The sequence below is a fragment of the Nocardia lijiangensis NBRC 108240 genome, assembly GCF_001613045.1.
Classification (GTDB): Bacteria; Actinomycetota; Actinomycetes; order Mycobacteriales; family Mycobacteriaceae; genus Nocardia; species Nocardia lijiangensis.
Genome location: NZ_BDBP01000068.1, coordinates 36,421 through 59,254, shown reverse-complemented (window position 1 = coordinate 59,254; position 22,834 = coordinate 36,421). Strand labels below are relative to the sequence as shown.

Below are 22,834 nucleotides of genomic sequence, written 5' to 3'. Positions count from 1 at the left end.
GGGCCCGCCGGGCTCGCCGCGCCGGTGCCGCCGGGCGCGAGCACCGAGATCACGACCCCGAGCACGCCCGCCATGACCAGTGCACGTTGCATCGACCGATGATTGCCGGATCGATGCCGGTACGGCAAGACACCACATTCGGTGTCGCGTGGCGGAGTGCGCACCCCGCCGTGCGCGGGCTCTCGACCGACTTCACCCGCCCGCGCATGACTACGCTCGACGGAGACGTCCGCGGTGCGCGGACGCGACAGCGCCTCGGGAGGGATCGATAGTGAGACAGCGGACGCGGACAGCACACGAGCGGCGACCGCGCCTTGCTTACGGGACGGGATTCGCGGTGCTGCTTTCCCTCGCGGTCGCCGGTTGCGGCGCCGAGGACACCTCCACCGCAGCGACGTCGGCGCCGAGTTCACCTGCGCTGTCCACCAGCCCGGCCGCAGCGCCGACCCCGCAGGCGATCGCGACCAACTCGCCCGGCACGCCCCTCGCGGCGCAGCCCACGGTCGACCCCTACGAGGGCATTCCGCTGGTGGATCACGTGGAGTGGACCGAGAACGTGGACGGCGCTCGCCTGCTCGTCTTCCCCTCCGAACCCGGTCGCCGCACCACCTATCCCGGCTCGGACGAGCGGGCCTGGCAGGAGGTCCTCGCCCAGTCCCCCGCCGCCGACACCCCCGGCATGCGCGACCAGTTCATCTGCCACTGGGACTGGGCGCGCTTGGTCCAGCCGAACAAGCCGAGCTGGAACATCGAACCGTGGCGACCCGCCGTCGGCTACCCGGCCACCGTGCAAGCGTCGTGCAACCCGGGCGGACCCGAACGCTGACGAGCCGTTACCCGCTACCGGAAAGGACACCCATGCGCCTCGTGATCGCCGGTGGACACGGCAAGATCGCCCTGCTGCTCGCCGAATCGCTCGCCGCGGCAGGCCACTCCGTCGAGAGCCTGATCCGCAACCCCGAGCACGCCGCGGACGTCGCCGGCACCGGCGCCCGTCCCGTCGTACTCGACTTGGAGCGCACCGACCGCACCGCACTCGCCGCCGCGCTGGCCGGGGCGGATGCCGTCGTCTTCGCGGCGGGCGCGGGGCCGGGCAGCGGCGCGGCCCGCAAGTACACCGTCGACAAGGGCGGCGCGGTGCTGCTCGCCGACGCCGCCGAGCAGGCGGGCGTGCGCCGTTACGTGCAGATCTCCACCATGGGGGCCGGTCGTCCGCCCGCGCCGGGCACCGACGAGGTCTGGGCCGCCTATCTCGATGCCAAAACCCAAGCCGAGGACGATCTTCGAGCCCGGGATCTGGACTGGACCATCCTGCGTCCGGGTCGGCTGCTCGACACCGAGGGCACCGGCCGGGTCACGCTCAGCGCCGAACCGATCGGTCGCGACAGCATTGCCCGCGCCGATGTGGCGGCCGTCCTCGCCGCCCTGTTGTCCGCCCCGAACACCGTGCGCACCACGCTCGACCTCGTCGCCGGGGATACGCCGTTGCTCGACGCGGTCGCAGCTATCGGTAGCTAATAGATTGCTGATTGTTGTGTGACGCACCGGATTCGGCCGACGGGATCACAAAGACGGTGCCGTCGGCTCCACTTGTCCAGGCCCTGCCCACCCGCGATTTCGTCGCGAATCCGGAACGATTTCCCGACGCCGCCGATTCGGCACCCGAGACAGCGTCGCACGCCGCCGGAATGACGACGTTCCACTCCGTGGAAAGACCACCCGCCGACCAGCCCCGTCGGGCGCGCAGGCGCCGACGGTCACGGCAGGCGGCATCACCGCGTCGAATGCCTCCCGACCTGGCCAAGCGTGCGCTTCGCCCGCGAAGGAAGACCCCTGGGGGAAGGGCGAATCCGGACGCCGCGACGCCGATCCGGGGAACCGTCCGGTCGGGACGTTCGGCGGCGCCGGCGGTAACTGTGAATTACCTTTCGTGCGAATACAATCGATCGTGCAGATGTACTTGCATCTGAAAGGCACACGGACATAAACTCAGTATCCGCAAAGCTATATAGGGGACAACCAGGGGAGGCCGTGTGGGCAAACCGAGGGCAAAGTCGCCGGAGGTTTGCTGCCGCCTACAGTCAGGGGCGTTCTAATGGACCAACCACTTTCCGGCGGCCGGCTCGGGTTCGCCGACGCCGCACTGGCCGACCAGCCAGCGAACGGTAGAACTATGAGCACATCGTCGGCCCGCAGCGGCCACAGAAATACCGCGTACTCGCGAGAAACAGCAGTCGCGTTCGTCATCGATGCCGTCGAGTCCACCGGCGCGGCCACCCGGAACGATTTCGACATCGATCGGATCGTCTCCACGGCGCACGCCATGGCGGACGACTGGGATCTCGAGACGTTGCAGCCGGCGACCTTCTGGCGCATCGCGTCCACCTTCATCAGGCAGTAGCCGGATCATCACGCGGCGCGGCAGCCGAACAACGCTGCGCGCCAAGGAATCTCGTCTGCGCAGGGCGCGGCCGGACACCACCTCCGTCCGCCGGGCCCGGGCGTGCGACACACATATCGCGGTCTCGCCGATGCCTCGAGCCCTCCGGAACCGACGACGGCGCTCGGGTTACGTCGAGAAGCTCACGCCGCCAATCGCTTTCGGCCCCCGGCCCACGGTGGCAAGAATCAGAAAAGAGACCGCTCGCAATCCTCAGCGGCGCAGTCCAGTCCCCAGCGGGAATTGCCCAGCCGCAGGCGAACGCCGTGGAGTCCTCGGCGATGCCGAGTAGTTCTCAGTCGCGCTGGGTAATCCTCAGCGCTGCCGTGTCAACGTCTCGATCCTGCCGCGTACTCCGCCAGTTTCTCGACCGACTTCTGCGGCGGCAAGGCCTGCACGCTCAGGCGGTCCATCACCGACAGATACAACGCCAGATCCTGCCGACGGTCCAGGTATAGGGCGCTGGTCAGGTGCTCCAGGTACACGATGTCGGGTAGCTCGGGTTGAGCGAAGCGCAGGATGCTGAAGGAGCTGCCCGCTGCGGCGTGCTCGCCCGCCGAGTACGGCAAGACCTGCAAGGTCACGTTCGGCAGGCCGGCCAGCGCGATGAGGTGCTCCATTTGCTCGCGGTGCACCTGCGGGCCGCCCACCGGACGGTGCAGCGCGGCCTCGTCGATCACCGCCCAGACGACCGGCGGATCGGTGCGGTGCAGGATCTCCTGCCTGCGCTGACGCACGGCCACGCGTCGATCGGTGTCGGCGTCGTCGTAGCCGAGAGCCAGGACGGCCCTGGCATATTCGGGCGTCTGAAGCAGACCGGGCACCAGATGCGCCTCGTAGGTGCGAATCTTGTTGGCCGCCTGCTCCAGACCCAAGTAGGTGCTGAACCACGTGGGCAGCAGGTCGCTGTACCGATGCCACCAGCCGGGCTCGTTCGCCTGCCTGGCCAGAACCAGGAACTGCTCGCGCTCCGCGAGATCGGTGACGCCGTAAAGGGTTAGGAGATCGCGGATGTCGCGTTCTTTGAAACCGGTGCGGCCCAACTCGAGACGACTGATCTTGGCGTGCGAACCGCGGATCGCGTCACCCGCGGCCTCGCGAGTGATGTTGCAACTCTCGCGTAGCTTGCGCAACTGTCCACCCAGGGCTATCCGCAGCACAGTCGGACCATGCTCCGCGACAACCGATTGCACGAGGCCGTCGTCGTTGGGTTCTGCGATCATGGAGTTCGTCTCCGATACTCGGGGTTGCCCACCAGTGTGTCACATATATGTCATTCCAAGACACACCGCACCGACCGCAATGTTACCTTTCAGCTAGTCAAATCGTCGAACTCTCCGGCCTTTGCGCCGCGAACGAAAGCGTCGATCTCCGGACGCGTGTAGAACAGGACCGCGCCCTCGGGGTCGCGCGAGTTACGTACGGCGACCAGGCCGTTGGACACCTCTGCCACTTCGACGCAGTTGCCGCCACTGGGTCCGCTGTACGAACTCTTGCGCCAGGCGCCGGTGATCTTGTGTGTGGTTGTACCTGACATTTCCCACTCCTCGGTTACTGCCAGTGTGAGGGATCTATCCGCTAGGTGCTTGCAGATGCACTCTCAAACGTTCTTGCATTTGCACCCACATTCGGACGATAGCACGAAGTTCACCCTGTGGCGCAGAATAATTCGGACCTACCGGTCGGCTTTGAGGCCGGAGTTTCGGAAGTCGCCGATAGACCGTCATCAGCTGGTGCATCCGGACCGCTCGGCCCACCCGAATCTTGTAGTGTCACAGAGCACATCGGATACACCGTCCATTTGCGACAACCCGGAGCCAGACGCGCGCGGCGCGCCCCGAACATCGGTCAAGGGCGGCGGACATCCGGCCACGCACGTACGTTCGAGGAGTCTCACGCAATGTCCGAAGACCAGACCCCACTCATCCGGACCGATATTCCCCATTCCGCGCGAATCTGGAACTACTGGATGGGCGGTAAGGACTACTACGAAATCGACAGGGTCGCCGGTGACGCGGGCATCGAGGTCGACCCCGACATCACCACGATGGCCGTCCAGTCGCGCCAGTTCCTGATCCGGGCGGTCAGCTACCTGGCAGGCGAGATCGGCATCCGCCAGTTCCTCGACATCGGCACGGGCCTGCCGACCATGCAGAACACCCACGAGGTGGCACAGAGCGTGGCGCCCGACTCGAAAATCGTTTACGTCGACAATGATCCGCTGGTGCTGACCCACGCCAGGGCACTGCTGACCAGCACCACCCCCGAGGGTGTCACCACCTACGTCGACTGCGACTTCCACGACACGGAGCAGATCGTCGCCGACGCGCAGAACGTGCTCAACTTCACCAAGCCGATCGGCGTCATGTTCATGGGTGTGCTCGGCCACGCGAAGACCTACGACGAACTGCTGCGCATCGTGCGCACGGTGCTCGACGCGGTGCCGTCGGGCAGCTACCTGGTGATGTGGGACGGCACGGACGACAGCAAGGAGTATGTGACCCTCTGCGAGAACTACACGGGCACCGGCGGTGTGCCGTACGTGCCGCGGCCGCAGGCCCAGATTCGCGCCGTCTTCGACGGATTGGAGATGGTCGAGCCCGGGTTCACCTCCATCACCCAGTGGCGCGCCGGGGATGCCGAGGTAGGCGAGATCCGGCCCATTTCCGCTTACGGCGCCGTCGCGCGGAAACCCTGACACGCGGAGCGCGAATTTCGACGCGTCGGCAAAGGGGCGGGCGCGTCGAAATATCCTGACATGTCATTGATTACTCCCGCCGCGCGGTGAAATTACTGACACGTCAGGAAATATCTCGGCCCGCCAGGAAAGACCCTGCGCCACAACGGCGGCCGTCGACGGCCGCCGTTTCCATACCTGTCGGTCGTTCGTGCAAATGTACTTGCATTTGCAAGGTACGCGGCCCTAAACTCGGGCGCAGAGTAAGCGGGAGGCGTCCAGGGAGTTCGCGCCGGCGTCGCCAGACAATTCGCCTCCCCAGTGCCAGACGCGAGGGGCGGTCGACATGAGTCAGCCATTTCGAACTCCCCACCGGGACGCGCTCTTCGGAGCCGCCGGTGTCGAGACCTTGCGGCCACGCGCCGTAACCGAAGTGTCCGCCGCCGATTGCGGCGCCGAACCCGGTGGTCTCACCTATCGCCGCGCCCGCGAGATCCTGCACGTCCACGAGGTGCACGGCCCGCAGTGCAGGCAGTGGCTCGCCGCTGCGGCGTACTTGTCCGCGGGCCTCGACGACGAATAGCGGCGCGCGGATACCATTCCGGCGCAGCCCTTTCCGCCCGGCTCACACGCGGAACCCCGCGACCATGCTGCCGATCGCGCGCACCACCTCGCCCCCGCCGTCGCCGTGATCGGCGCGCCACCACTTCGCCGCCGCGTCGAACAGGTCCGCGGTGGTCAGCTCCGCCATGCGGATCGGTAACTGGCCCTTGCCCGGAAAGTAGCGGTACTAAGCCGATCTCGCGGAGAGGCGGGCCTTCCGCACCTGCTCGACGGCTGACGATCCTCAGCGACGCCCCACACCGAGCAGCCCGCCGAAGAAGATCTCGAACACCGTCTGCGGATTCGTGTGCAGCCGCGCGCTGGTCGACGGCACGTACGGCGCGCCTTCACTGGTATCGGTCACGACATAGTCCGCGTGCGAACCCGGAGTGCGCTGGTCGATACCGGAACAGTCCGGACCACCGGTCGCGTTGACCTTCGGCAGATCCTCGGGGTAACGGTACGGCTCCGAGGCCAGCAGGAAGTTGGTGTTGAACACCGCCCCCGGCCGCATCCCGCCGAAGATCGCGTCCGCCAGCGGCATCAGGGAGGTGACACCCATGATCACGCAGCGCAGGACCGGGCGATACTCGTTCAGCAGCGCGGTGCCCGGTCGTAGTAGCCGGGCCGCCGTCGCCAGCTGCTGCTCGTTCTCGACGAAGACCGCGCGGGTCGTCTCGGCCAGCCCCAGCACGTTGAGCAGAATTTACGCCGTGCGTCCACCTCTTCACCCCTTCGGCAGGGCCGTGCGCGCGATCACGCGAATCGCGAATCCCTTGCTCGCGTCCGGTCGACAGTAGTACTGTCCAGACACGTGTCCAGCATATGTATGGACAGGTATCTGTGGAAGGATTTCCGATGACTCTGGTGAAACCACAGCGCGTCTCCGGCGGCGAGCACGAGCACGGACACCTCGCGGAGTTCCGCTCCGACCCGATCGCGCTGATGCGCCGGGTGCGCGCCGAGTGCGGCGACATCGGCGCCTTCGAGCTCGCGGGCAAGCGGGTCATCCTGCTCTCCGGAGCCGAAGCCAACGAATTCTTCTTCCGCGCCGGCGACGAGGACCTCGACCAGGGCGCGGCCTATCCGTTCATGAAGCCGATCTTCGGCGAAGGCGTGGTCTTCGACGCCAGTCCGGAACGTCGCAAGGAGATGCTGCACAATCAAGCGCTGCGGGCCGAGCACATGCGCGGGCACGCGGCCACGATCGCCGCCGAGGTCGAGCGGATGCTGGCGCGCTGGGACGACGCGGGCGAGATCGATCTGCTCGACTTCTTCGCCGAGCTGACCATCTATACCTCCTCCGCCTGCCTGATCGGCGTGAAGTTCCGCAACGAACTGGACGGCAGGTTCGCGCACCTCTATCACGAACTCGAACGCGGTACCGACGCGCTGGCCTACGTGGATCCCTACGCGCCGATCGAGAGTTTCCGCCGCAGGGACGAGGCCCGCGCCGCGCTCGTCGACCTGGTCCAGGGGATCATGGACCAGCGGGCCGCTCATCCCTCCGCCGAGCGCGGCGATCGCGACATGCTCGACGTGCTCGTCTCGGTGCCCGACGAGAACGGCGATCCGCGGTTCAGCGCCAGCGAGATCACCGGCATCTTCATCTCGATGATGTTCGCCGGTCACCACACCACCTCCGGCACCGCCGCCTGGACCGTGATCGAACTGCTGCGCCACCCGGAGCTGCTGGACAGCGTCGTCACGGAACTCGACGACCTGTACGCCGACGGATCGCCGGTGAGTTTCGGTGCGCTGCGCCAGATTCCGCGTTTGGAGGCGGTGCTGAAGGAGACGCTGCGGCTGCATCCGCCGCTGATCATCCTGATGCGGGTCGCCAGAGGCGATTTCGAAGTCTGCGGTCACCACATCGCCGCGGGCGATCACGTGGCCGCCACGCCCGCCATCTCCAACCGGCTGCCCGAGGACTTCCCCGATCCGGACGCCTTCGACCCCGGCCGCTACATCGATCCGAATCAGGAAGACATCGTCAACCGCTGGACGTGGATCCCGTTCGGGGCGGGGCGGCACCGCTGCGTCGGCGCCGCGTTCGCGCTCATGCAGCTCAAGGCGATCTTCTCGATCCTGCTGCGGGACTGGGAGTTCGAGATGGCCCAGCCCTCGGACAGCTACCGCAACGACCACTCGAAGATGGTGGTGCAGTTGCAGCAGCCATGCCGGGTGCGCTACCGCAGGCGCGGCGCGCGGACCACGGGCGAGCGGGACGGCTGAATGCCCGGGGGCCGGAACGGTCGCGGCACGACACCGCGGCCGTCCGAGCGTCGTCTCACTCGTACCGGACCTGCCAGCTCTTGACGCCGTTGATCCAGCCCGACCGCAACCGCACCGGATCCGAGACCTCCCGCAGCGCAGGCATCGCGTCCGCGATCGCGTTGAACATCAGGTCGATCTCCAGCCGGGCCAGGTTCGCGCCGACGCAGTAGTGTGCGCCCGTCCCGCCGAAGCCGACGTGCGGATTCGGATCGCGCAGGATGTCGAAGGTGAACGGGTCGGCGAAGCCGTCCTCGTCGAAATTGGCCGAGCTGTAGAACAATCCGAGCCGCTGCCCGGCCCGGATCGGCTGTTCGCCGAGCACGACATCCTCGGTCGCGGTGCGCTGGAACGCGGTGACCGGAGTGGCCCACCGGACGATCTCGTCGGGTGCGGTGCGCGGCCGACGCGCGCGGTAGATCTCCCACTGCTCGGGGTGATCCACGAAGGCCTTCATGCCGTGTGTGATGGCGTTGCGGGTTGTCTCGTTGCCCGCCACCGCGAGCAGGATGACGAAGAAGCCGAACTCGTCGGAGGCCAGCGCTTCGCCGTCGATGTCGGCGTGCACCAGTTCGGAGACGATGTCGTGCGCCGGACGACCCCGGCGCTGCTCGGCCATATTCCACGCGTAGCCGAGGATTTCGGCCGAGGCCACGGTCGGATCGCCGTACTCGGGGTCGTCGTAGTTGAGCATCTGATTGGACCAGTCGAAGACCTTGCGCCGGTCCTCCTGCGGCACGCCGAGCAGTTCGGCGATCGCCTGCAGGGGTAGCTCGCAGGCCACCTGCTGCACGAAATCGCCACCGCCCGTGCGCTTGGCGGCGTGCACGATGCGCTCGGCCCGCTCGGTCAACGCGGCGCGCAGGCTTTCGACCGCGCGCGGGGTGAAGCCCTTCGAGATGATCCGGCGGATCTTGGAATGCTTGGGCGCGTCCATGTTGACCAGCAGTGCGCCGGTGAGTTCCCGCTGCTCCGGTGTGATGTCGCCGGGCAGGCGGATGATCGCGCCCTTGCGCTGCGAGGAGTAGAGCTCCGGATGACGGGATATCTCCTTGACGTCCTCCAGCTTGCTCACCACCCAGTAGCCCCCGTCCCGGAAGCCGCCCGACGCGTCGTCGGACTGGGCGTTCCACCACACCGGCTCGGTGCGGCGCAGCAGCGCGAATTCCTCGACGGGGCTGCGGTTCTGCCACAGCGCGGGATCGGTGAAGTCGAAACCCGCGGGCAACGACGGTGCGCTCATATCTATCTCCTGGGATGAAATGCCCTGCGGCACGATGTGACCCGTCGGCCGTCACACCACGGTGAGCGGCAATGGCTTTCCACGGTCGGCGAACGCGAACTCGGCGCCGGTGCTGAATCGCGTGATCGCCACCTCGGCGCATTCGCGGAACGGCGTGTCGGCGAGTTCGAAATCGACGGTCAGCACGCCGTCCCCGGCATCGACGGCCGTGGCGAACCAGCGCGGGTTCACCGCGCGGGCGAGCGCCTCCAAGGGCGCGAGGTGATCAGGGTCGAGCAGTGCGAGCCACACACCGTCGGTCTGCGCACCGGAGGAGACCGGAATACGCAGGTGCACAGCGGCATTTGTGTGATCGATGGTGATTCCGGTGTAGGGCAGGGGATTCAGCGCCGGGTGCGCAGCGAGCACCGTGGCGAGGGCGTCCGCGTCGTCACCGAGCCGCAGGCAGCGCCGGATGCGGTCCGCGGTGAGTCCGGCGATGCCGGTGAACTGCTTGCGCGCGATCGCCGTAGCGGTCGGCGCGTCGGCCCTGGCGTGCACGGCCAGCACGAAGCCGAGGGTGAGCAGATGCTGCTGCAGGCACACCTCCTCGGCGATGCGCACCAGGGCCGAATGCGAGAAGTCCGCGAAACGCAGGTCGCTCCGCAGCGGGCCCGCGTAATCGGACAGCCCGTCCTGCGCGGGGTCGATCGGCGCCAATTCCGTACGCGCGGCGGCGGACTCGGCGACGAGGCGGGCGTTGCGCGGCGTCGGCGGCGGCTCGTGCGCCGGATCGATGGTGACTCGCCAGGCGCAGACCGGCGTCCGGTCGGCGGGATGCCGGGGCGGCCGGTGAATGGGGCGCACCTGTGCGTGCGGGTTCGTGGCCAGTGCGGTGGCGTCGAAGGTCGGGTCCTCGATGTCGTGGCACATCGACACGACGAAGTCCTCGCCCATCGGCTCGACATCGGCTAGCGCGCCGCAGTGGTCGAGCCAGAACTCGCCGTGATCGCGATCGTCCACGCGGAAGCGGAAATCCATGAACTGCGGCGGCGCGCCGATGTCGAGCTGCAATCCTTTGAAGATGGTCGGCACGCTGTCGCCGGCGAACCCGAGCGCCCGCTGCATCCTGCGCGTGTACACCGGGCTGGCCAGCTGCCACTCCTCGATGGCCACCTCCGCCATGCCCGTCCTGCCGAACGCGGCGAGGGAGTGTGCCATTCCGGACCGGTCGATGAGGTGCCCGCACAGCAGCAATTCGGGCACCAACGCGGCCAGCGTCGGCCGGGAGAACCGTGCGTAGCGGCTCGATGTCGCGCTCATCGCCGTCACCAGAGCGCGGCAGGCGCTTCGCCGACCCGGTACCAGCCGGGCAGCGGCGTGCCGGAGGTCGAGCGGGCGATCCGCTGCTGCATGCCGGGGGTCAGCGCATTGTCGGTGATCATCTCCAGGAACAGCGCCGAGACGTTGCCGAAGTCGAAGAAGTCGCGCTGCCAAGACCATTGGAAGTTGCCGCCGTAGCGGAACCAGCTGCCGCCGATGCCCTCCGGGCTGTACGGGCGTCCGTCGGGCCGGTGCGCGTCGGCGACCTGCTTCCAGAATCCGATCACCGTGCCGGAGCGGTCGTCGACCACGAATTCCTGGTACGGGTAGGCCCAGCCCTCCAAGCCCATCATCTCCTGACCGAGGGCGACATCGCGGATCTCGTCGCGACCGACCGCCATGAATTCCTGTGTGGGACCGTAGTTCCAGCCGTAGGTGGCGTCCGCGGTGTACATCTCGGCGAGCGGCTTCCAGTCGCCCTTCTCCTCGCAGCGCTGGTTCTCGAGGATCCAGCGGCGGATCATCTCGTCGAGCTCGGCGCGGTCGTAAGTCGCCATCAGTGTGCACCTTTCGCGGCGTGGTCGGCGTCGTCGTCGACGAGGGAGAGCGCCCTGGTCGGGCAGTAGCGGATCGCGCTCGCGACCGCCTCGCGCTGTTCCTGCCCCGGGCTGGGATCGAGGATCTCCACGTGACCGCGCTTGGGCACGGTGAAGACGGCGGGCGCCTCGGACTGGCAGACGGCGTGGCCCTGGCACAGATCGAGATCGACGGAGATCTTCACGGCGCGCTCCCCTCACCCGGCCCTGGCACCCCGACTGTCATCACACACCTCGATTTCGAGAGCAGGTTCATCCAGACCTCCCGTCACGGATACAACCGTTGAGACAGATAGCTGGACATGTGTCTGGACACTACCACCGTGGCGGACGGTCAACAACGGTTTCGGAGACAAGCGATTCGGCGGCTCACCCGACACTTTCGGACGACGAGCGCGACGGGCGCCTCGCATCGGATTCCGCGCCCTCCCGCCCCCTTCGGCGACGGGCCACCGACCGAGACAGTTGCCCGTCCAAGATCACGACTCTGTGCCAAAACCGTTATCACACAGCGATGTTCGCGCATCTGCACTTGCATCTGCATCGAACACGGTCCTACACTCGGCCCCACCATCAGAGGAGCTTCACCGAGCCGTGCCAGCGTTGCCACGAGACTCCTCGCAACAGTCGAAGGTCTTTTCGCATGGATCAGCCGCTACATCGCTCCCGCCGGCTCGGCGTCGCCGATATCGCCGCCGTCTACGGCACCGAAGCACTGCACCGCCGCATCGCCCAGCTGCGCGCCTGCGGGCAGCACTACGCCGCGGTCGCGATCGAACGCGAGATACGCAGCGGCGCAACGGAAGACGGGGCGGACTAGGCCGCGATTCACGCGGCGCGGGGCGGTGCGGGCGACTCGGTTGCCCGACCGGCTCGCAGCCCACGGCGCACCGTACGGCCTCGACCTACTGCTCGCACGGGTCAGCGCCCCGAGGCCCCGGACCCCACCCGTCGCATCGGCCGAAGACCAGCACCGGCGTCGACAGCAACCCGACCGCGCTCCAGCGGCGAACCCCATCGCGCGCCGCTCGCCTCCGACCGTCCCGGACACTCCGCGCGCAACTCGGCCGCGCGGAGGCACCGCCGGCCACGCCCCACTCGGCGCCGTAGCCGCCCGCCGCGCCGTGTCCTGCATTCGGAGCGGCGCACAACGATGCTGCGGTGCAATGGATCTCATCGAACCCTCGACCTGCCCATATCCGTTTCGTATAGTGATGCAACGATTCGGGCGCATTTCCATTACGTCCGAGGTGGCACTGGAGCACTACCTATGACCTTCACCGCCCTGGATCTGTCCGCCGACACGTCCGCCACGGCGCTCGAAATCGGCGGCCAGCCGGCGTCGGTACCGCTGCAGAACACCGACGGGGTGGCCTCCCGCATGGTCGGCTACTTCGCCACCTGCGTCGCCCCGTGCCGCACGCTGCCCGGTGAGCAGATGCGCGGCGATGTCACCAAGGTGACGCGCTTCTGCCTGGCGCTGGCGGCCGAGATGTTCGATCGCAGGACCGTGCCCGACGACGACCAGCTCGGCGAGGTCAGGGAGGCCGCCGCGCAGTGGGCGCGCGAGGCGGTGCCGCTCGGCACCATCCTGCGCGCCTATCACGAAGGCCTGCGCATCGCGTTCGGCCTTGTCACCGAGGGCGCCAAGGCCGACGACGTGGACGGGGTGATCGTCGCGACCGATCTGGTGCTGGAGTTGCTCGAGGTCATCACGGCCGCGGTCTCCGACGCCTACGTCGACGAGCAGTACCTGGTCGCCCGCGAGCACCAGACCGCGGCGCAGACGCTGGCCTCCGCGCTGCTCAGCGGGCGCGGCAGCTCCGCGCTTGCCAGGCAGGCGGGCATCCCGATCGCGGAGTCGTACCAGGTGGTGGCGCTCTCGGTGCCGGAGCATCCGGACGAGCGCGATCCGCGGGTCGACGCGCAGGTGGCCGCGCGCCGCAAACTACGCCGACTACAGTCCGAGCTGGCCACCGTCTTCCCCTCGCGCGCGCTGGCTCTGCTCTCCACCAAGGGCGGCACGCTGCTCATTCCACTGGGCGAAGACACCCCCGCGCTCACCCCAGAACTCCTCGACACCCTCTCCACCGGGGCCGAGGTCCCGCTCACCGCCACCGTCGTCGTCGGCGACACCGATCAGATCCCGGATTCCGCCGAGCAGGCCCACGAGCTGCTGAATCTGGTCCGGGTGGGCGGCCGCCCCGCCGGGCTGTATCACATGGCCGATCTGGCGGTGGAGTACCAGCTCACCCGCGGCGGACCCGCTGCACAGCGCATCGCCACCATCCTGGACCCGCTCGACGCGCACCCCGAACTGTTCGACACGATGCGCGCCTACCTGGGCAACGACATGAACCGGCAGCTCACCGCGCGTCAGCTGTATGTGCACCCGAACACCGTCGACTATCGGCTGCGCCGCATCGCGCAGCTGACCACCATCGACCTGGCCACCTCGGCGGGCATCTCGCAGGCGGCCATCGCCCTGCTGGCCCGAGATCTCGACCGCAGCGTGGCGCGACGCCTCTAGCGGACAGACGCCTCTAGCGGACATAAGGCGCGACCGCGCAACGATGCGGATTCGTGCTGGTCACATGCTTCCGAACTTGCGATCCTGGAACCCCGTGAGTCTGGATGGTGAAAAGTATGCGAATCGCGGAGATCTTGCGCAGGAAAGGTAGTGACGTCGCCACGGTCACGCCCGAGACGACGGTGCGGAGCCTGCTGGGCACCCTGGCCGAGCACAACATCGGCGCGGTCGTGGTGTCCCCGGACGGCATGCGGATCGCGGGCATCGTCTCCGAGCGCGATGTGGTGCGCCGCCTGCACGAGCTCGGCGCGGACCTGCTGGACACGCATGTCGCGGACATCATGACCGTCGAGGTCCGCACCTGCGTCCCCGACGACCATGTCGACAGCCTGCGCCGGATCATGACCGACCACCGGATCCGGCATCTGCCGGTGGTGCGGGACGGCAAGCTGATCGGCATCGTCAGCATCGGCGACGTGGTCAAGAGCGCGATCTCGGAGCTCGCGACCGAACGCCAGCACCTGGTGGACTATCTCCAGGGCCGGTACTGACCGGGCGGCGCTACAGGGCGGTGAGGTCGCCGAGGTCGGCGGACAGCCAGTGCTCGGGTCGCATGGACACCACGACCTGTTCGCCGTACGCCTCGGCGGCCCGGAGGTACGCGTCGACCTTGTCCGGCGGCAGGTAGCGGGCGACCATCTCCCGGTGCAGCTCCTCGGTCATCGGCGTGATCCGGGTGACCGGCCCCTCCACGCTGACGTAGCGCACCGTGGGCTCGAGGCGCTGCACCATCAGGCTGAAGCGGCCGGTCTGCCTGATGTACCGCATCTTCTCCGACTCCGGGCCGGTCAGCACCCACACCTCGGCGCCGGGCGAATACTGGTACCAGATCGGCACGTTGAGCGGGCCGCGATCCCGACCCGCCGCGACGGCCAACGCCGCGATGTGCGGCTGCGCGAGAAACTCTTGACGCTCATCCTGGCTCAATGGCATGCGCTCCAGGCTAGCGCGTGAAACACGTTGCCCAGCTGAAATCTTCGATCATCTGACGAAAAGTGTTTAGCGTATCGTTGAGTGGTGTCCATGGCATCGGCGTGAAGGGAGCGTCACGTTGCGGTCACCGGCGCCAGGCTCGTATTTCACCCGCTCCCCGGCCGCGCGCGGACACTCCCCCGGCCACCGGTTCCCCGCTTCGACACCGCCCCTCTCCGACACCGTGCGCGCGCTGTTCCCCGCGCTGACCGAATCGAGCGAGGTCTATCTGGACAGCGCGGCCACCGCGCAGAAACCGCTGCCCGTCATCGAGACCATCCACCGCTACCACTCCTCGCGCACCGCCAACGCCGGTCGCGGCACCTATCCGTGGGCGACCGAACTGACCGCGCGCATAGCGGAGGTGCGCGCCCGCACGGCGGCGTTCCTCGGCGCCGAACACCCCGACGAAATCGTCTTCACCGGCGGCGCCACCGCCGCGCTCAACGCGATCGCACTGTCCTGGGGGTTGGCCGAGCTCGCCGACGGCGACGAGATCCTCTACAACCCGCGCGATCACGCCTCCGCCGTGCACCCGTGGCACCACCTGCGCGGGCTGCTGGCCCGATTCGGCCGCCGCGTGGAGCTGATCCCCTACCGGACCACCGAACTCGGCGAGGCCGACACCGCCGACATCCTCGCCAAGCTCACCCCGCGCACCCGGCTGATCGTGACCAGCCACCTGCACCACGTCTTCGGCGCGGTGACCACGCTGGAGGAACTGCGCGGGCGCATCGATCCGTCGGTCCTGCTGTGCTTCGACTGCAGTCAGAGCGGCGGGCACCTCCCGGTCGACGTGACCGAGCTCGGCGCCGACTTCGCGGTGTTCGCCGCGCACAAGATGCTCGGCGCGCCGGGCACCGGAATTCTGTACTGCCACCGACGGATTCACGATCGGCTACTCCCCTTCCTGCCCGGCGGCAATTCGGGAGTGCGGCTCACCGAATCGGGGCTGTCCGGCACCGGGATGCCGGATCTGCTCGAGGGCGGCACCCCCAACATCCCGGGCATCCTCGCGCTCGGCAGCGCGCTCGACGTGCTCGAATCCCTCGGGATCGAGGCCATCGCCGCGCACAACCGCGCACTCACCCTGCGGCTCGTCGACGGGCTGCGCGCGGTACCCGGGCTGGAATTCCTCCCCGGTCCCGCCTACGCGCGGTGCGCGGTCGGCTACGGCATCGTCTCGTTCCGCATCGCCGGAATCACCGCGGCCGACATGGGTTTCGTGCTGGGCGAGCTGGGCTTCCTGGTACGCACCGGCCTGCACTGCACACCCGCCGACGGCCCCGGCGCCGACGACCTGGACTCGGTGCGCGTCAGCATGCACGTCTACAACACCCTCGACGAGATCGACCGGTTCACCGCCTGCGTCACGACGATTGCCGAGGAGCTCACGTGAATACCGACACCCCGCGCTACGACCGCAGGGCGGCGTCCCGGGTCCTGGCCGGACTCGCCCAGCCAGGGCTGTTCGGCGAGGTGCCCGTGCCCACCGATTTCCGTCGCATCGAATTCACCTGTGCTGCAGTGGTTCCCGAGGAGAACAGCCATCTGACCTACTCGCAGCGGCTGTATCTGGAGCGATTCATGCGGCCGTGCCGCACGCACCAGGTGACCACCGCGACCCACCGCATCGCGTGGACCGACAGCGACGGAATTCCCAACACCGGGCACTTCCGCTCCGACGGCCTCGGTCCCGTGGTGCCGATCGCGGTGCGCGAGACCGTCCTGGCGCTGTGGCACGCGCTGCGCGCCGATACCGCGCTGGTGCGCCGCGCCGAGTGCGTCGACCCCCGCGACCGCGCCGTGCTGGAGGGCACCACCACCGACCACGAACCGCTCGAGATCTTCCGCGTCGGTATCGAGGCGACCGGCCGCGCGCTGGCTCAGCACGCCCTGCTCGCCCGCCAGACTCCCTATCGCGACGCGATCGAATTCGCCAGGGGCATGCGGGATTCCGGGCTCTTCGCGGCGATCGCGACGCGCTGGTTCTGGGAGTTGCAGGCCTCCACCTACCGGCGCGGGATGATCCCGGTGACCCTGGCCACCCAGCCCGACGGCACCGTCCGCTACACCGCCGAATCGGTGGCCACGCTGCGCGCCATGAAGGACGCCACCATCGCCGACGCGCACACGGTGATGCGGCGCGCGACCACGGTCGAGGGCCTGAGTGTCGCGGACGCCATCGCCAAATACCACGAGGATCTCGACCTCATCTCCCGCCAGTACGCGCTGCTGCCACCCGGCACCCGTCCGGCCTGCCTTGCCGCGATGCCGCATCAGCTCGACGGCGCGCACTACAGCCTGCTCGCCGTGGTGGTCGACCGTTTCGTCGCGGTGTTCACCGGCATCGTGGCGGGCTGCCGCCCGGTCGAGGTCGCCGCGGCGCTGGACGAGCGCACCGCCGACGATCCGGCGATGGCCGAGGACCGGGTCTTCTACGTGCCGGACATGAACTGCAAGCACTGCGTCCGCACCATCACCGGCACTCTGGAATCGATGGGGCTCGCGGTCGCCGAGATCGACCTCGTCACCAAACGGGTGGTCGCCGAGTTTCGCAGCCCGCGCAACCGGGAGCGGGCATTCGAGGCGATCCGAGACGGCGGGTACAACCCCGTCGCCCAGCGACCCGACCCCGTCGAAATCGGCGTCCAGCCTTCGGAATCCGCGGTATGACGGCGCCGCTACCGGCGCTACCCGCGAAGATCCATCCGCTGGTTCGCGCCTTCCTCGATACCCGCGACGCCTTGGACGAGACCCTGATCCGGTTCGGCTTGCCCGTGCACCTGGTCTTCCCCCAGGTCTTCGCGGAGAACCTGAAACAGCTGCGCACGGTCTTGGACCGGGAGCTGCCGACGTATCGAATCTGCTACGCGCACAAGGCCAATCAGTCCCGAGCCTTCGTCCGCACCGCCGAACACGCAGGCATCGCCATCGATGTGGCCTCGCCGCAGGAGCTGGCCAGCGCGATCGGCGCCGGGTTCGGGCCGATGCGCATCGAAGTGACCGGACCGAAGGGCGAGGCGTTCCTGCGCACGCTCATCGAGTGCGGCGCGACGATCAACGTGGACAACCTCTGGGAGCTGCGCCGGATCGCCGAGCTGGCCGGTGATCGCGCCACCGTACCGGTGCTGCTGCGGGTTTCCGGCTTCCCTGGGTCGCCGCTGAGCCGCTTCGGGGTGCCGCTCGAGCACGTCGACCGCGCATTGGACCTGCTCAGCGCCCATCGTGGCCGGATTTCGTTCCTCGGCTTCGCCTTTCACATCGACTCCGGTGAGAACGCCGAACGGGTGCGCGCCGTCGAGGCCTGCCTGACGCTGGTCGAACGGGCTTACGCGCACGGGCTCTCCCCTCGCGTACTCGATCTCGGCGGCGGGCTGCGCCAGGTCTTCACCGCCGACGCCGACCGGTTCGACGGCTACGTCCGCGCGTTGCGCGACGCGCTGCTCGGCCGCGGCGAGCCGATGAGCTGGGGCGCCAACACTTTCGGGTACCACGTCGACGACGGAGCGGTGCACGGCACGCCGGTGTTCCACAAGTACGCCAATACGATTCCGGCCACCCGGATGCTCGCCGACCTGCTGACCGCGCCCCTGGAACGGCACGGCGGGCGCACCGTAGCCCAGGTCGCCGCGGACAATCTGCTCGACCTCTGGCTGGAGCCGGGCAAGGCCCTCCTCGACCATGCCGGTGTGACGGTGGCGCGGGTCGAGTTCGTCAAGGAACTCGGCGACGGGACCCTCCTGGTGCACGTCGACCTCAGCCGCGACGCGGTGACCCCCGCCGACCAGGAGGTGATGGTCGACCCGATCGTCCTGCCGAGCGCGGCGCACGACAAGGACGAGCGGTACGACGACGGCGCGATCACCCCGTTGCGTTCGGCGGCCGACACCGCCCCCGCGCTGCGACCGGTGCGCGAAACCGGGCCGGTCGGCGTGTATTTCGCCGGACGACTGTGCCTCGAACGCGATCTCGTCACCAATCACAAGGTCTGGCTGCCGCAGCGCCCCAGGTCCGGGGATCTGGTCGTCTTCCCGAACACCGCTGCCTACCACATGGACCTGTCGGCAGCCTCGGCCTCGATGCACCCGCCGCCCGCGAAGCTGGCCGTGGCCCATCGCGCGGGCAGTTTCCAGGTGTGCCGCGATACCGACTACGAACCGCACAGTCCGGTGGGCCTGCCGCCCGTGCACCGGACCCCGCCCCGCGCATCGCGACGGACGCCGGTGCCGCGCGAAACCGAGGCGCCCTGATGCGCTACGACCACATCACCGAACTGATCGGCAACACGCCGCTGCTGCGCCTCGATCCCGCGGTCCACGGACTCGAGCGCGTCGAGCTGTACGCGAAACTGGAGTCGCACAACCCCTTCGGCTCGGTCAAGGACCGCGTCGCCTGGGGGATGATCCGGGACGAGCTCGGCGCGATCACCGCCGCGGGACAGACCTTGATCGAGGCGTCCAGCGGCAACACCGCCAAGGCGCTGCGGGTGCTCGGGGCGCTCGAGGGAGTCGGGCTGCGGGCGGTGACCAACCGGATCAAGGTGGCCGAGGTGCGTGATCTGCTGCAGCTGCTCGGCGCCGACATCGTCGAGCTCCCCGGGCTTTCCGAGTGCCCTGACCCGACCACGCCGAACGACGTGTACTCCGTGATCGAGTCGACCATGGCGAAAGAGCCCGGCGTCTACCACCATCCCTCGCAGTACACCAACGAGAAGAACGTCGAGGCGCACTGTCTCGGGACCGGGCGGGAGATCCACGAGGACCTGGCGGCCGACGGCATCGACCGAGTCGACTACCTCGTCGGCGGGCTCGGCACCACCGGCTCCACCCGCGGAGCCGCGACCTATCTGCGCAAGCACAATCCCGAATTGCGCACGGTCGCCGTGGTTTCCGAGCGATCAGATTTCATCCCGGGAATCCGCTCGGAGACGGAGATGTGGGACGTGGGGCTGTTCCAGCCCGATTTCTACGACCGCATCGTCACCGTCGCGTCCGGCGACGCCGTCGACGCGACGCTGCGCCTGGCCACCGGATACGGCGTGCTGGCCGGGCCCACCAGTGGCGCGGCTTACGCGGCCGCGCTGGAAACCCTGGGCGCGCTGGATCTTTCGGCGCGCGACGCGAGCGATCCGGTGGTCGCGGTGATCATCGTCTGCGATCGGCTCGAGCCCTATCTGTCGTACCTGAAGAAGCGCAGGCCCGAGTTGTTCGGCAGGCCGGACCGCCGGAGGGAGCCGACCGCCGCCGAACTCGCCGCCACGCCCCGGCTGACGCCGACCGAGCTCGCGGAGCTGGACCGGACCGGGCGGCCCACCATCGTCGACACCCGGGGCGCGATGGCCTACCGGATCGGCCACGTGCCCGGTGCGGTGAACATCCGCGACGATCAGCTGGACGACATGCTCACCCACGGCGTCCCGTTCCCGCGTTCGCGCCCGGTGGTGTTCGTGTGCCCGGTCGGTGAGATATCGCTGCGCTTCGCCGCGCTCGCGCGACACGCCGGATACGACGCGGCGAGCCTGGACGGCGGCATCGTGTCCTGGCGCGACGCCGGGATGGCGCTGGAAAGCGGGGCCTGAACGGCCGATGCCCGGCAGGCATTACTGTGAATCGGTGCAGACAGGCCAGGAATCAGAGGACGCCGGTCCCCGCATCTGGGGTGGCACGACGCTCACCGAGCGCCGGGAGGCGCGGCGCTCAGCGCTGCTGGAGGCCGCCCTGGATCTGATCGGCGAGGCGGGGGCCGCGGGCGTCACGATGCGCGCGGTGTGCCGCCGCGCCAATCTCACCGACCGGTACTTCTACGAGAGTTTCAGCAGCCGCGACGAACTGCTCGACGTGCTGTACCGGCAGATCGCCGACGAGTTCCTGGAACCGATGACCGCGTTCGCCGCGGCCGACGACCCGTCGCGAGACCGGGCGCTATCGGAGGTCCTCGTCGACAAGGTGCTGGAAGATCCCCGCAAGTCGCGCCTGTTCCTGGTCGAGCCGTACTCCAGTACCGGCCTCGGCCAGACCACCATCGCCGTGATGCCCGCCTTCACCCGGCTGATCCAGGACCACCTGTTCGGCCACATCACCGACCCGGTCCGGCGTCGGCTGGCCGCGGTCAGCATGGCCAGCGGCAATGCGGGCATGTTCTCCGCGTGGCTGAACGGTTCGCTGCGCGCGACCCGCGAGCAGATCGTGGAGCACTGCGTCGCCACCCTCACGGCGTACCGCTCGATATACGCCTCCTGATCCCGCGTTTCCCACGGCCCGCCGCCTCCCCGAGGCGCGCGGGCCTTTTGTCGTCCGCGGCCCGGCCACTCGTGGCCGACATTTGACGGCAGGTGCCATCACTTCTAAATTGATGGCATCTGCCCTCAGATGAAAGGCGCTGAAGCCATGCCCTTGTTCAATCCGACGACCGACACCTTCGCGGAGTTCGACCCGACGACCCGGCGGCTGCTGACCTCACTCGTCGAGTTCTTCGAGAGCAAGGGCAAAGAAGCGCTCACCGCCGACGCGCACCGCGGCGAGTGGTACGACGACTGGATGGCGTTCCTGAAGGAGTCGAGGATTCTCGCCTACATGGCCACCCCGAAGGCGCACGCGGGCGGCGATCCGGACAAGCGCTGGGACACCGCCTTCATCTCCAAGTTCAACGAGATCACCGGGTTCTACGGCGCCCAGTACTGGTACGCGTGGGGCGTGTCGACCCTCGGCCTGGCCACCATCTGGCAGAGCGCCAACGACAAGGCGCACGCCCGCGCCGCCGAGGAACTGGACCGCGGCGGCATCGTCGCCTTCGGCCTGTCCGAAAAGGATCACGGCGCCGACATCTACTCCACCGACATGCTGCTCACCCCCGACGGCGCGGGCGGTTTCACCGCTAGCGGGAGCAAGTACTACATCGGCAACGGCAATGTCGCGCGGCTGGTGCCGACCATCGGGCGCCGCACCGACATCGAGGGCCCCGACGCCTACGTCTGGTTCCTCGCCGACAGCAACCACCCTCGCTACGCGCTGGTCAAGAACGTCATCCACGGCCAGAACTACGTGAGCGCCTACGATCTGACCGACTACCCGGTCGCCGCCGACGACGTGCTGCACACCGGCCGCAAGGCCTTCGACGTCGCGCTGGCCGCGATCAACTGCGGCAAGTTCAACATCGGCATGGTCACCCTCGGCATCGTGCAGCACTGTTTCTACGAGACCGTCGATCAGGCCGCGAACAAGATCCTGTTCGGACACCCGGTCACCGATTTCGATCAGGTGCGACAGATTCTGTCCGACAACTACATTCGCATCACCGCCATGAAGCTCTACCACGAGCGAGCCATCGACTACATGCGCGAATCGACCCCGGAGGACCGGCGTTTCGTCATGTTCAACTCGATCGGCAAGATGAAGGTGACCCGCGAGGGCGAGCGCGTCTTCCGTGAGCTCTCGGATGTCATCTCCGCCAAGGGTTTCGAGAAGGACACCTACTTTGCGGTGGCGCGCGGCACCATCGACTCCATGCCGCGCCTCGAAGGCACCGCGCACGTGAACATGGCGCTCACACTGAAATTCATGCCGAGCTTCCTCTACAACGCCGCCGACCTGCCGCCGGTGCCGGTGCGCCGCGACGCGGGCGACGACGAGGCGCTGTTCCGCCAGCCCGGCGCGGCCGGGCTCGGCAAGGTGCGCTTCGCCGACTGGCGGGCGGCGTTCGCCGGCTATCGCCACCTGCCGAATGTCGCGCTGTTCCTGGAACAGGCGGAGCGATTCGTCCAATTCCCGGTGCAGGCCCCCGCGACCGACGCGCAGCTGACGGATCTGGACTACCAGCTGGCCGTCGGCGAGCAGTTCACCCTGCTGCCCTACGGCCAGCTGATTCTGGAGCAGGCGACGATCGCGGACACCCCCGACGACCTCGTGGACGCCATCTTCGAGCTGTTCGTCCGCGACTTCTCGGCCTACGCCCTCGGGGTGTTCGGCAAGTCGTCGTCCACTGCGGCGCAACAGGAATGGGCTCTCGGCTCATTGCGCAAGCCGATCGCCGACGACGCGCGGGCCGACCGCGTGTACGCGGAAGTGCTGAGCCACGCGGGCGCGTACCGGATGAACCCGTAACTCTCGCGCGCGCCTGCTGCTCGTCGGTCCGGCCA

The 22,834-nt window shown here is 68.1% G+C and carries 24 protein-coding genes; 15 read left to right on the top strand and 9 right to left on the bottom strand.

The window, feature by feature from the left end; all coding sequences use genetic code 11:
• Nucleotides 1-337 precede the first annotated feature (337 nt).
• From NL1_RS24185 to NL1_RS24175, 3 genes are all read left to right on the top strand, one after another.
• A complete protein-coding gene (locus NL1_RS24185) occupies nucleotides 338-826 on the top strand; it encodes a DUF2599 domain-containing protein (RefSeq protein WP_067843585.1) in 489 nt (162 codons plus the stop codon).
• Nucleotides 827-858: 32 nt separating this feature from the next.
• On the top strand, nucleotides 859-1,518 hold the full coding sequence (locus tag NL1_RS24180; protein WP_067843581.1) for an NAD(P)H-binding protein: 660 nt from the start codon (nucleotides 859-861) through the stop codon (nucleotides 1,516-1,518).
• Between the two features lie 655 nt (nucleotides 1,519-2,173).
• Nucleotides 2,174-2,401 carry a hypothetical protein gene (locus NL1_RS24175; protein ID WP_067843579.1) on the top strand — a complete coding sequence of 76 codons (228 nt, stop codon included), beginning with the start codon at nucleotides 2,174-2,176 and terminating at the stop codon, nucleotides 2,399-2,401.
• 368 nt (nucleotides 2,402-2,769) lie between these two features.
• Here the strand turns inward: NL1_RS24175 and NL1_RS24170 are convergent, their stop codons facing one another.
• Both NL1_RS24170 and NL1_RS24165 read right to left on the bottom strand, forming a co-directional pair.
• Nucleotides 2,770-3,663, bottom strand: coding sequence for a Sco1979 family transcriptional regulator (locus NL1_RS24170; RefSeq protein ID WP_156095016.1), 894 nt, complete (start codon nucleotides 3,661-3,663; stop codon nucleotides 2,770-2,772).
• Between the two features lie 89 nt (nucleotides 3,664-3,752).
• The gene (locus NL1_RS24165) at nucleotides 3,753-3,977 is read right to left on the bottom strand and encodes a DUF397 domain-containing protein (protein ID WP_067843577.1); all 225 of its coding nucleotides are present in this window, start codon (nucleotides 3,975-3,977) and stop codon (nucleotides 3,753-3,755) included.
• A gap of 363 nt (nucleotides 3,978-4,340) precedes the next feature.
• Here NL1_RS24165 and NL1_RS24160 point away from each other — a divergent pair, with 363 nt between their 5' ends.
• Together NL1_RS24160 and NL1_RS24155 are read left to right on the top strand one after the other, a co-directional pair.
• Nucleotides 4,341-5,138 (top strand): SAM-dependent methyltransferase, encoded by a 798-nt coding sequence (locus NL1_RS24160; RefSeq protein WP_067843574.1) that lies wholly within the window; start codon nucleotides 4,341-4,343, stop codon nucleotides 5,136-5,138.
• A gap of 325 nt (nucleotides 5,139-5,463) precedes the next feature.
• Nucleotides 5,464-5,700, top strand: a complete 237-nt coding sequence (locus NL1_RS24155; RefSeq protein ID WP_067843569.1) for a hypothetical protein — start codon at nucleotides 5,464-5,466, stop codon at nucleotides 5,698-5,700.
• Between the two features lie 42 nt (nucleotides 5,701-5,742).
• Here the strand turns inward: NL1_RS24155 and NL1_RS39945 are convergent, their stop codons facing one another.
• Together NL1_RS39945 and NL1_RS24150 are read right to left on the bottom strand one after the other, a co-directional pair.
• A complete protein-coding gene (locus NL1_RS39945) occupies nucleotides 5,743-5,868 on the bottom strand; it encodes a hypothetical protein (protein ID WP_281180854.1) in 126 nt (41 codons plus the stop codon).
• Between the two features lie 96 nt (nucleotides 5,869-5,964).
• Nucleotides 5,965-6,414, bottom strand: coding sequence for an MCE family protein (locus NL1_RS24150; RefSeq protein WP_067843566.1), 450 nt, complete (start codon nucleotides 6,412-6,414; stop codon nucleotides 5,965-5,967).
• A gap of 164 nt (nucleotides 6,415-6,578) precedes the next feature.
• Between NL1_RS24150 and cyp51 the strand changes: the two genes are divergently transcribed.
• Nucleotides 6,579-7,955, top strand: a complete 1,377-nt coding sequence (gene cyp51, locus NL1_RS24145) for a lanosterol 14-alpha demethylase (RefSeq protein ID WP_067843631.1) — start codon at nucleotides 6,579-6,581, stop codon at nucleotides 7,953-7,955.
• A 55-nt stretch (nucleotides 7,956-8,010) separates the two neighbouring features.
• On the opposite strand, the gene NL1_RS24140 is transcribed toward cyp51, so the two are convergent.
• Genes NL1_RS24140 through NL1_RS24125 form a run of 4 tightly spaced genes read right to left on the bottom strand, consistent with a single transcriptional unit; the run spans nucleotide 8,011 to nucleotide 11,320 of the window.
• On the bottom strand, nucleotides 8,011-9,237 hold the full coding sequence (locus tag NL1_RS24140) for a cytochrome P450 (RefSeq protein WP_067843563.1): 1,227 nt from the start codon (nucleotides 9,235-9,237) through the stop codon (nucleotides 8,011-8,013).
• 51 nt (nucleotides 9,238-9,288) lie between these two features.
• Nucleotides 9,289-10,539 carry a hypothetical protein gene (locus tag NL1_RS24135; protein WP_156095015.1) on the bottom strand — a complete coding sequence of 417 codons (1,251 nt, stop codon included), beginning with the start codon at nucleotides 10,537-10,539 and terminating at the stop codon, nucleotides 9,289-9,291.
• Between the two features lie 5 nt (nucleotides 10,540-10,544).
• Complete coding sequence (locus NL1_RS24130; RefSeq protein ID WP_067843560.1) at nucleotides 10,545-11,096, bottom strand: nuclear transport factor 2-like protein; 552 nt, start codon at nucleotides 11,094-11,096, stop codon at nucleotides 10,545-10,547.
• Complete coding sequence (locus NL1_RS24125) at nucleotides 11,096-11,320, bottom strand: ferredoxin (RefSeq protein ID WP_067843557.1); 225 nt, start codon at nucleotides 11,318-11,320, stop codon at nucleotides 11,096-11,098. The genes NL1_RS24130 and NL1_RS24125 overlap by 1 nt, the downstream gene beginning before the upstream one ends.
• A gap of 458 nt (nucleotides 11,321-11,778) precedes the next feature.
• On the opposite strand from NL1_RS24125, the gene NL1_RS38650 reads away from it, so the two are divergent.
• The 3 genes from NL1_RS38650 (at nucleotide 11,779) to NL1_RS24115 (ending at nucleotide 14,216) form a co-directional block, all read left to right on the top strand.
• On the top strand, nucleotides 11,779-11,955 hold the full coding sequence (locus NL1_RS38650) for a hypothetical protein (protein ID WP_169813603.1): 177 nt from the start codon (nucleotides 11,779-11,781) through the stop codon (nucleotides 11,953-11,955).
• 450 nt (nucleotides 11,956-12,405) lie between these two features.
• A complete protein-coding gene (locus NL1_RS24120; RefSeq protein WP_084510904.1) occupies nucleotides 12,406-13,665 on the top strand; it encodes a PucR family transcriptional regulator in 1,260 nt (419 codons plus the stop codon).
• 116 nt (nucleotides 13,666-13,781) lie between these two features.
• Nucleotides 13,782-14,216, top strand: a complete 435-nt coding sequence (locus NL1_RS24115; RefSeq protein WP_067843609.1) for a CBS domain-containing protein — start codon at nucleotides 13,782-13,784, stop codon at nucleotides 14,214-14,216.
• Between the two features lie 10 nt (nucleotides 14,217-14,226).
• Here the strand turns inward: NL1_RS24115 and NL1_RS24110 are convergent, their stop codons facing one another.
• Nucleotides 14,227-14,658, bottom strand: coding sequence for a pyridoxamine 5'-phosphate oxidase family protein (locus tag NL1_RS24110; protein ID WP_067843554.1), 432 nt, complete (start codon nucleotides 14,656-14,658; stop codon nucleotides 14,227-14,229).
• Between the two features lie 118 nt (nucleotides 14,659-14,776).
• Between NL1_RS24110 and NL1_RS24105 the strand changes: the two genes are divergently transcribed.
• From NL1_RS24105 to NL1_RS24080, 6 genes are all read left to right on the top strand, one after another.
• Complete coding sequence (locus tag NL1_RS24105; RefSeq protein WP_084510903.1) at nucleotides 14,777-16,096, top strand: aminotransferase class V-fold PLP-dependent enzyme; 1,320 nt, start codon at nucleotides 14,777-14,779, stop codon at nucleotides 16,094-16,096.
• Nucleotides 16,093-17,373, top strand: coding sequence for a heavy-metal-associated domain-containing protein (locus NL1_RS24100; protein ID WP_067843548.1), 1,281 nt, complete (start codon nucleotides 16,093-16,095; stop codon nucleotides 17,371-17,373). Before NL1_RS24105 ends, NL1_RS24100 begins: the two co-directional genes overlap by 4 nt.
• Nucleotides 17,370-18,950: an alanine racemase gene (locus tag NL1_RS24095; protein WP_067843544.1), complete on the top strand. Its 1,581-nt coding sequence runs from the start codon at nucleotides 17,370-17,372 to the stop codon at nucleotides 18,948-18,950. Before NL1_RS24100 ends, NL1_RS24095 begins: the two co-directional genes overlap by 4 nt.
• Nucleotides 18,950-20,278: a pyridoxal-phosphate dependent enzyme gene (locus NL1_RS24090; protein WP_067843541.1), complete on the top strand. Its 1,329-nt coding sequence runs from the start codon at nucleotides 18,950-18,952 to the stop codon at nucleotides 20,276-20,278. Before NL1_RS24095 ends, NL1_RS24090 begins: the two co-directional genes overlap by 1 nt.
• Before the next feature lie 34 nt (nucleotides 20,279-20,312).
• On the top strand, nucleotides 20,313-20,939 hold the full coding sequence (locus NL1_RS24085) for a TetR/AcrR family transcriptional regulator (protein ID WP_067843538.1): 627 nt from the start codon (nucleotides 20,313-20,315) through the stop codon (nucleotides 20,937-20,939).
• Between the two features lie 147 nt (nucleotides 20,940-21,086).
• Nucleotides 21,087-22,799, top strand: a complete 1,713-nt coding sequence (locus tag NL1_RS24080) for an acyl-CoA dehydrogenase family protein (protein WP_084510902.1) — start codon at nucleotides 21,087-21,089, stop codon at nucleotides 22,797-22,799.
• Nucleotides 22,800-22,834: the final 35 nt, after the last annotated feature.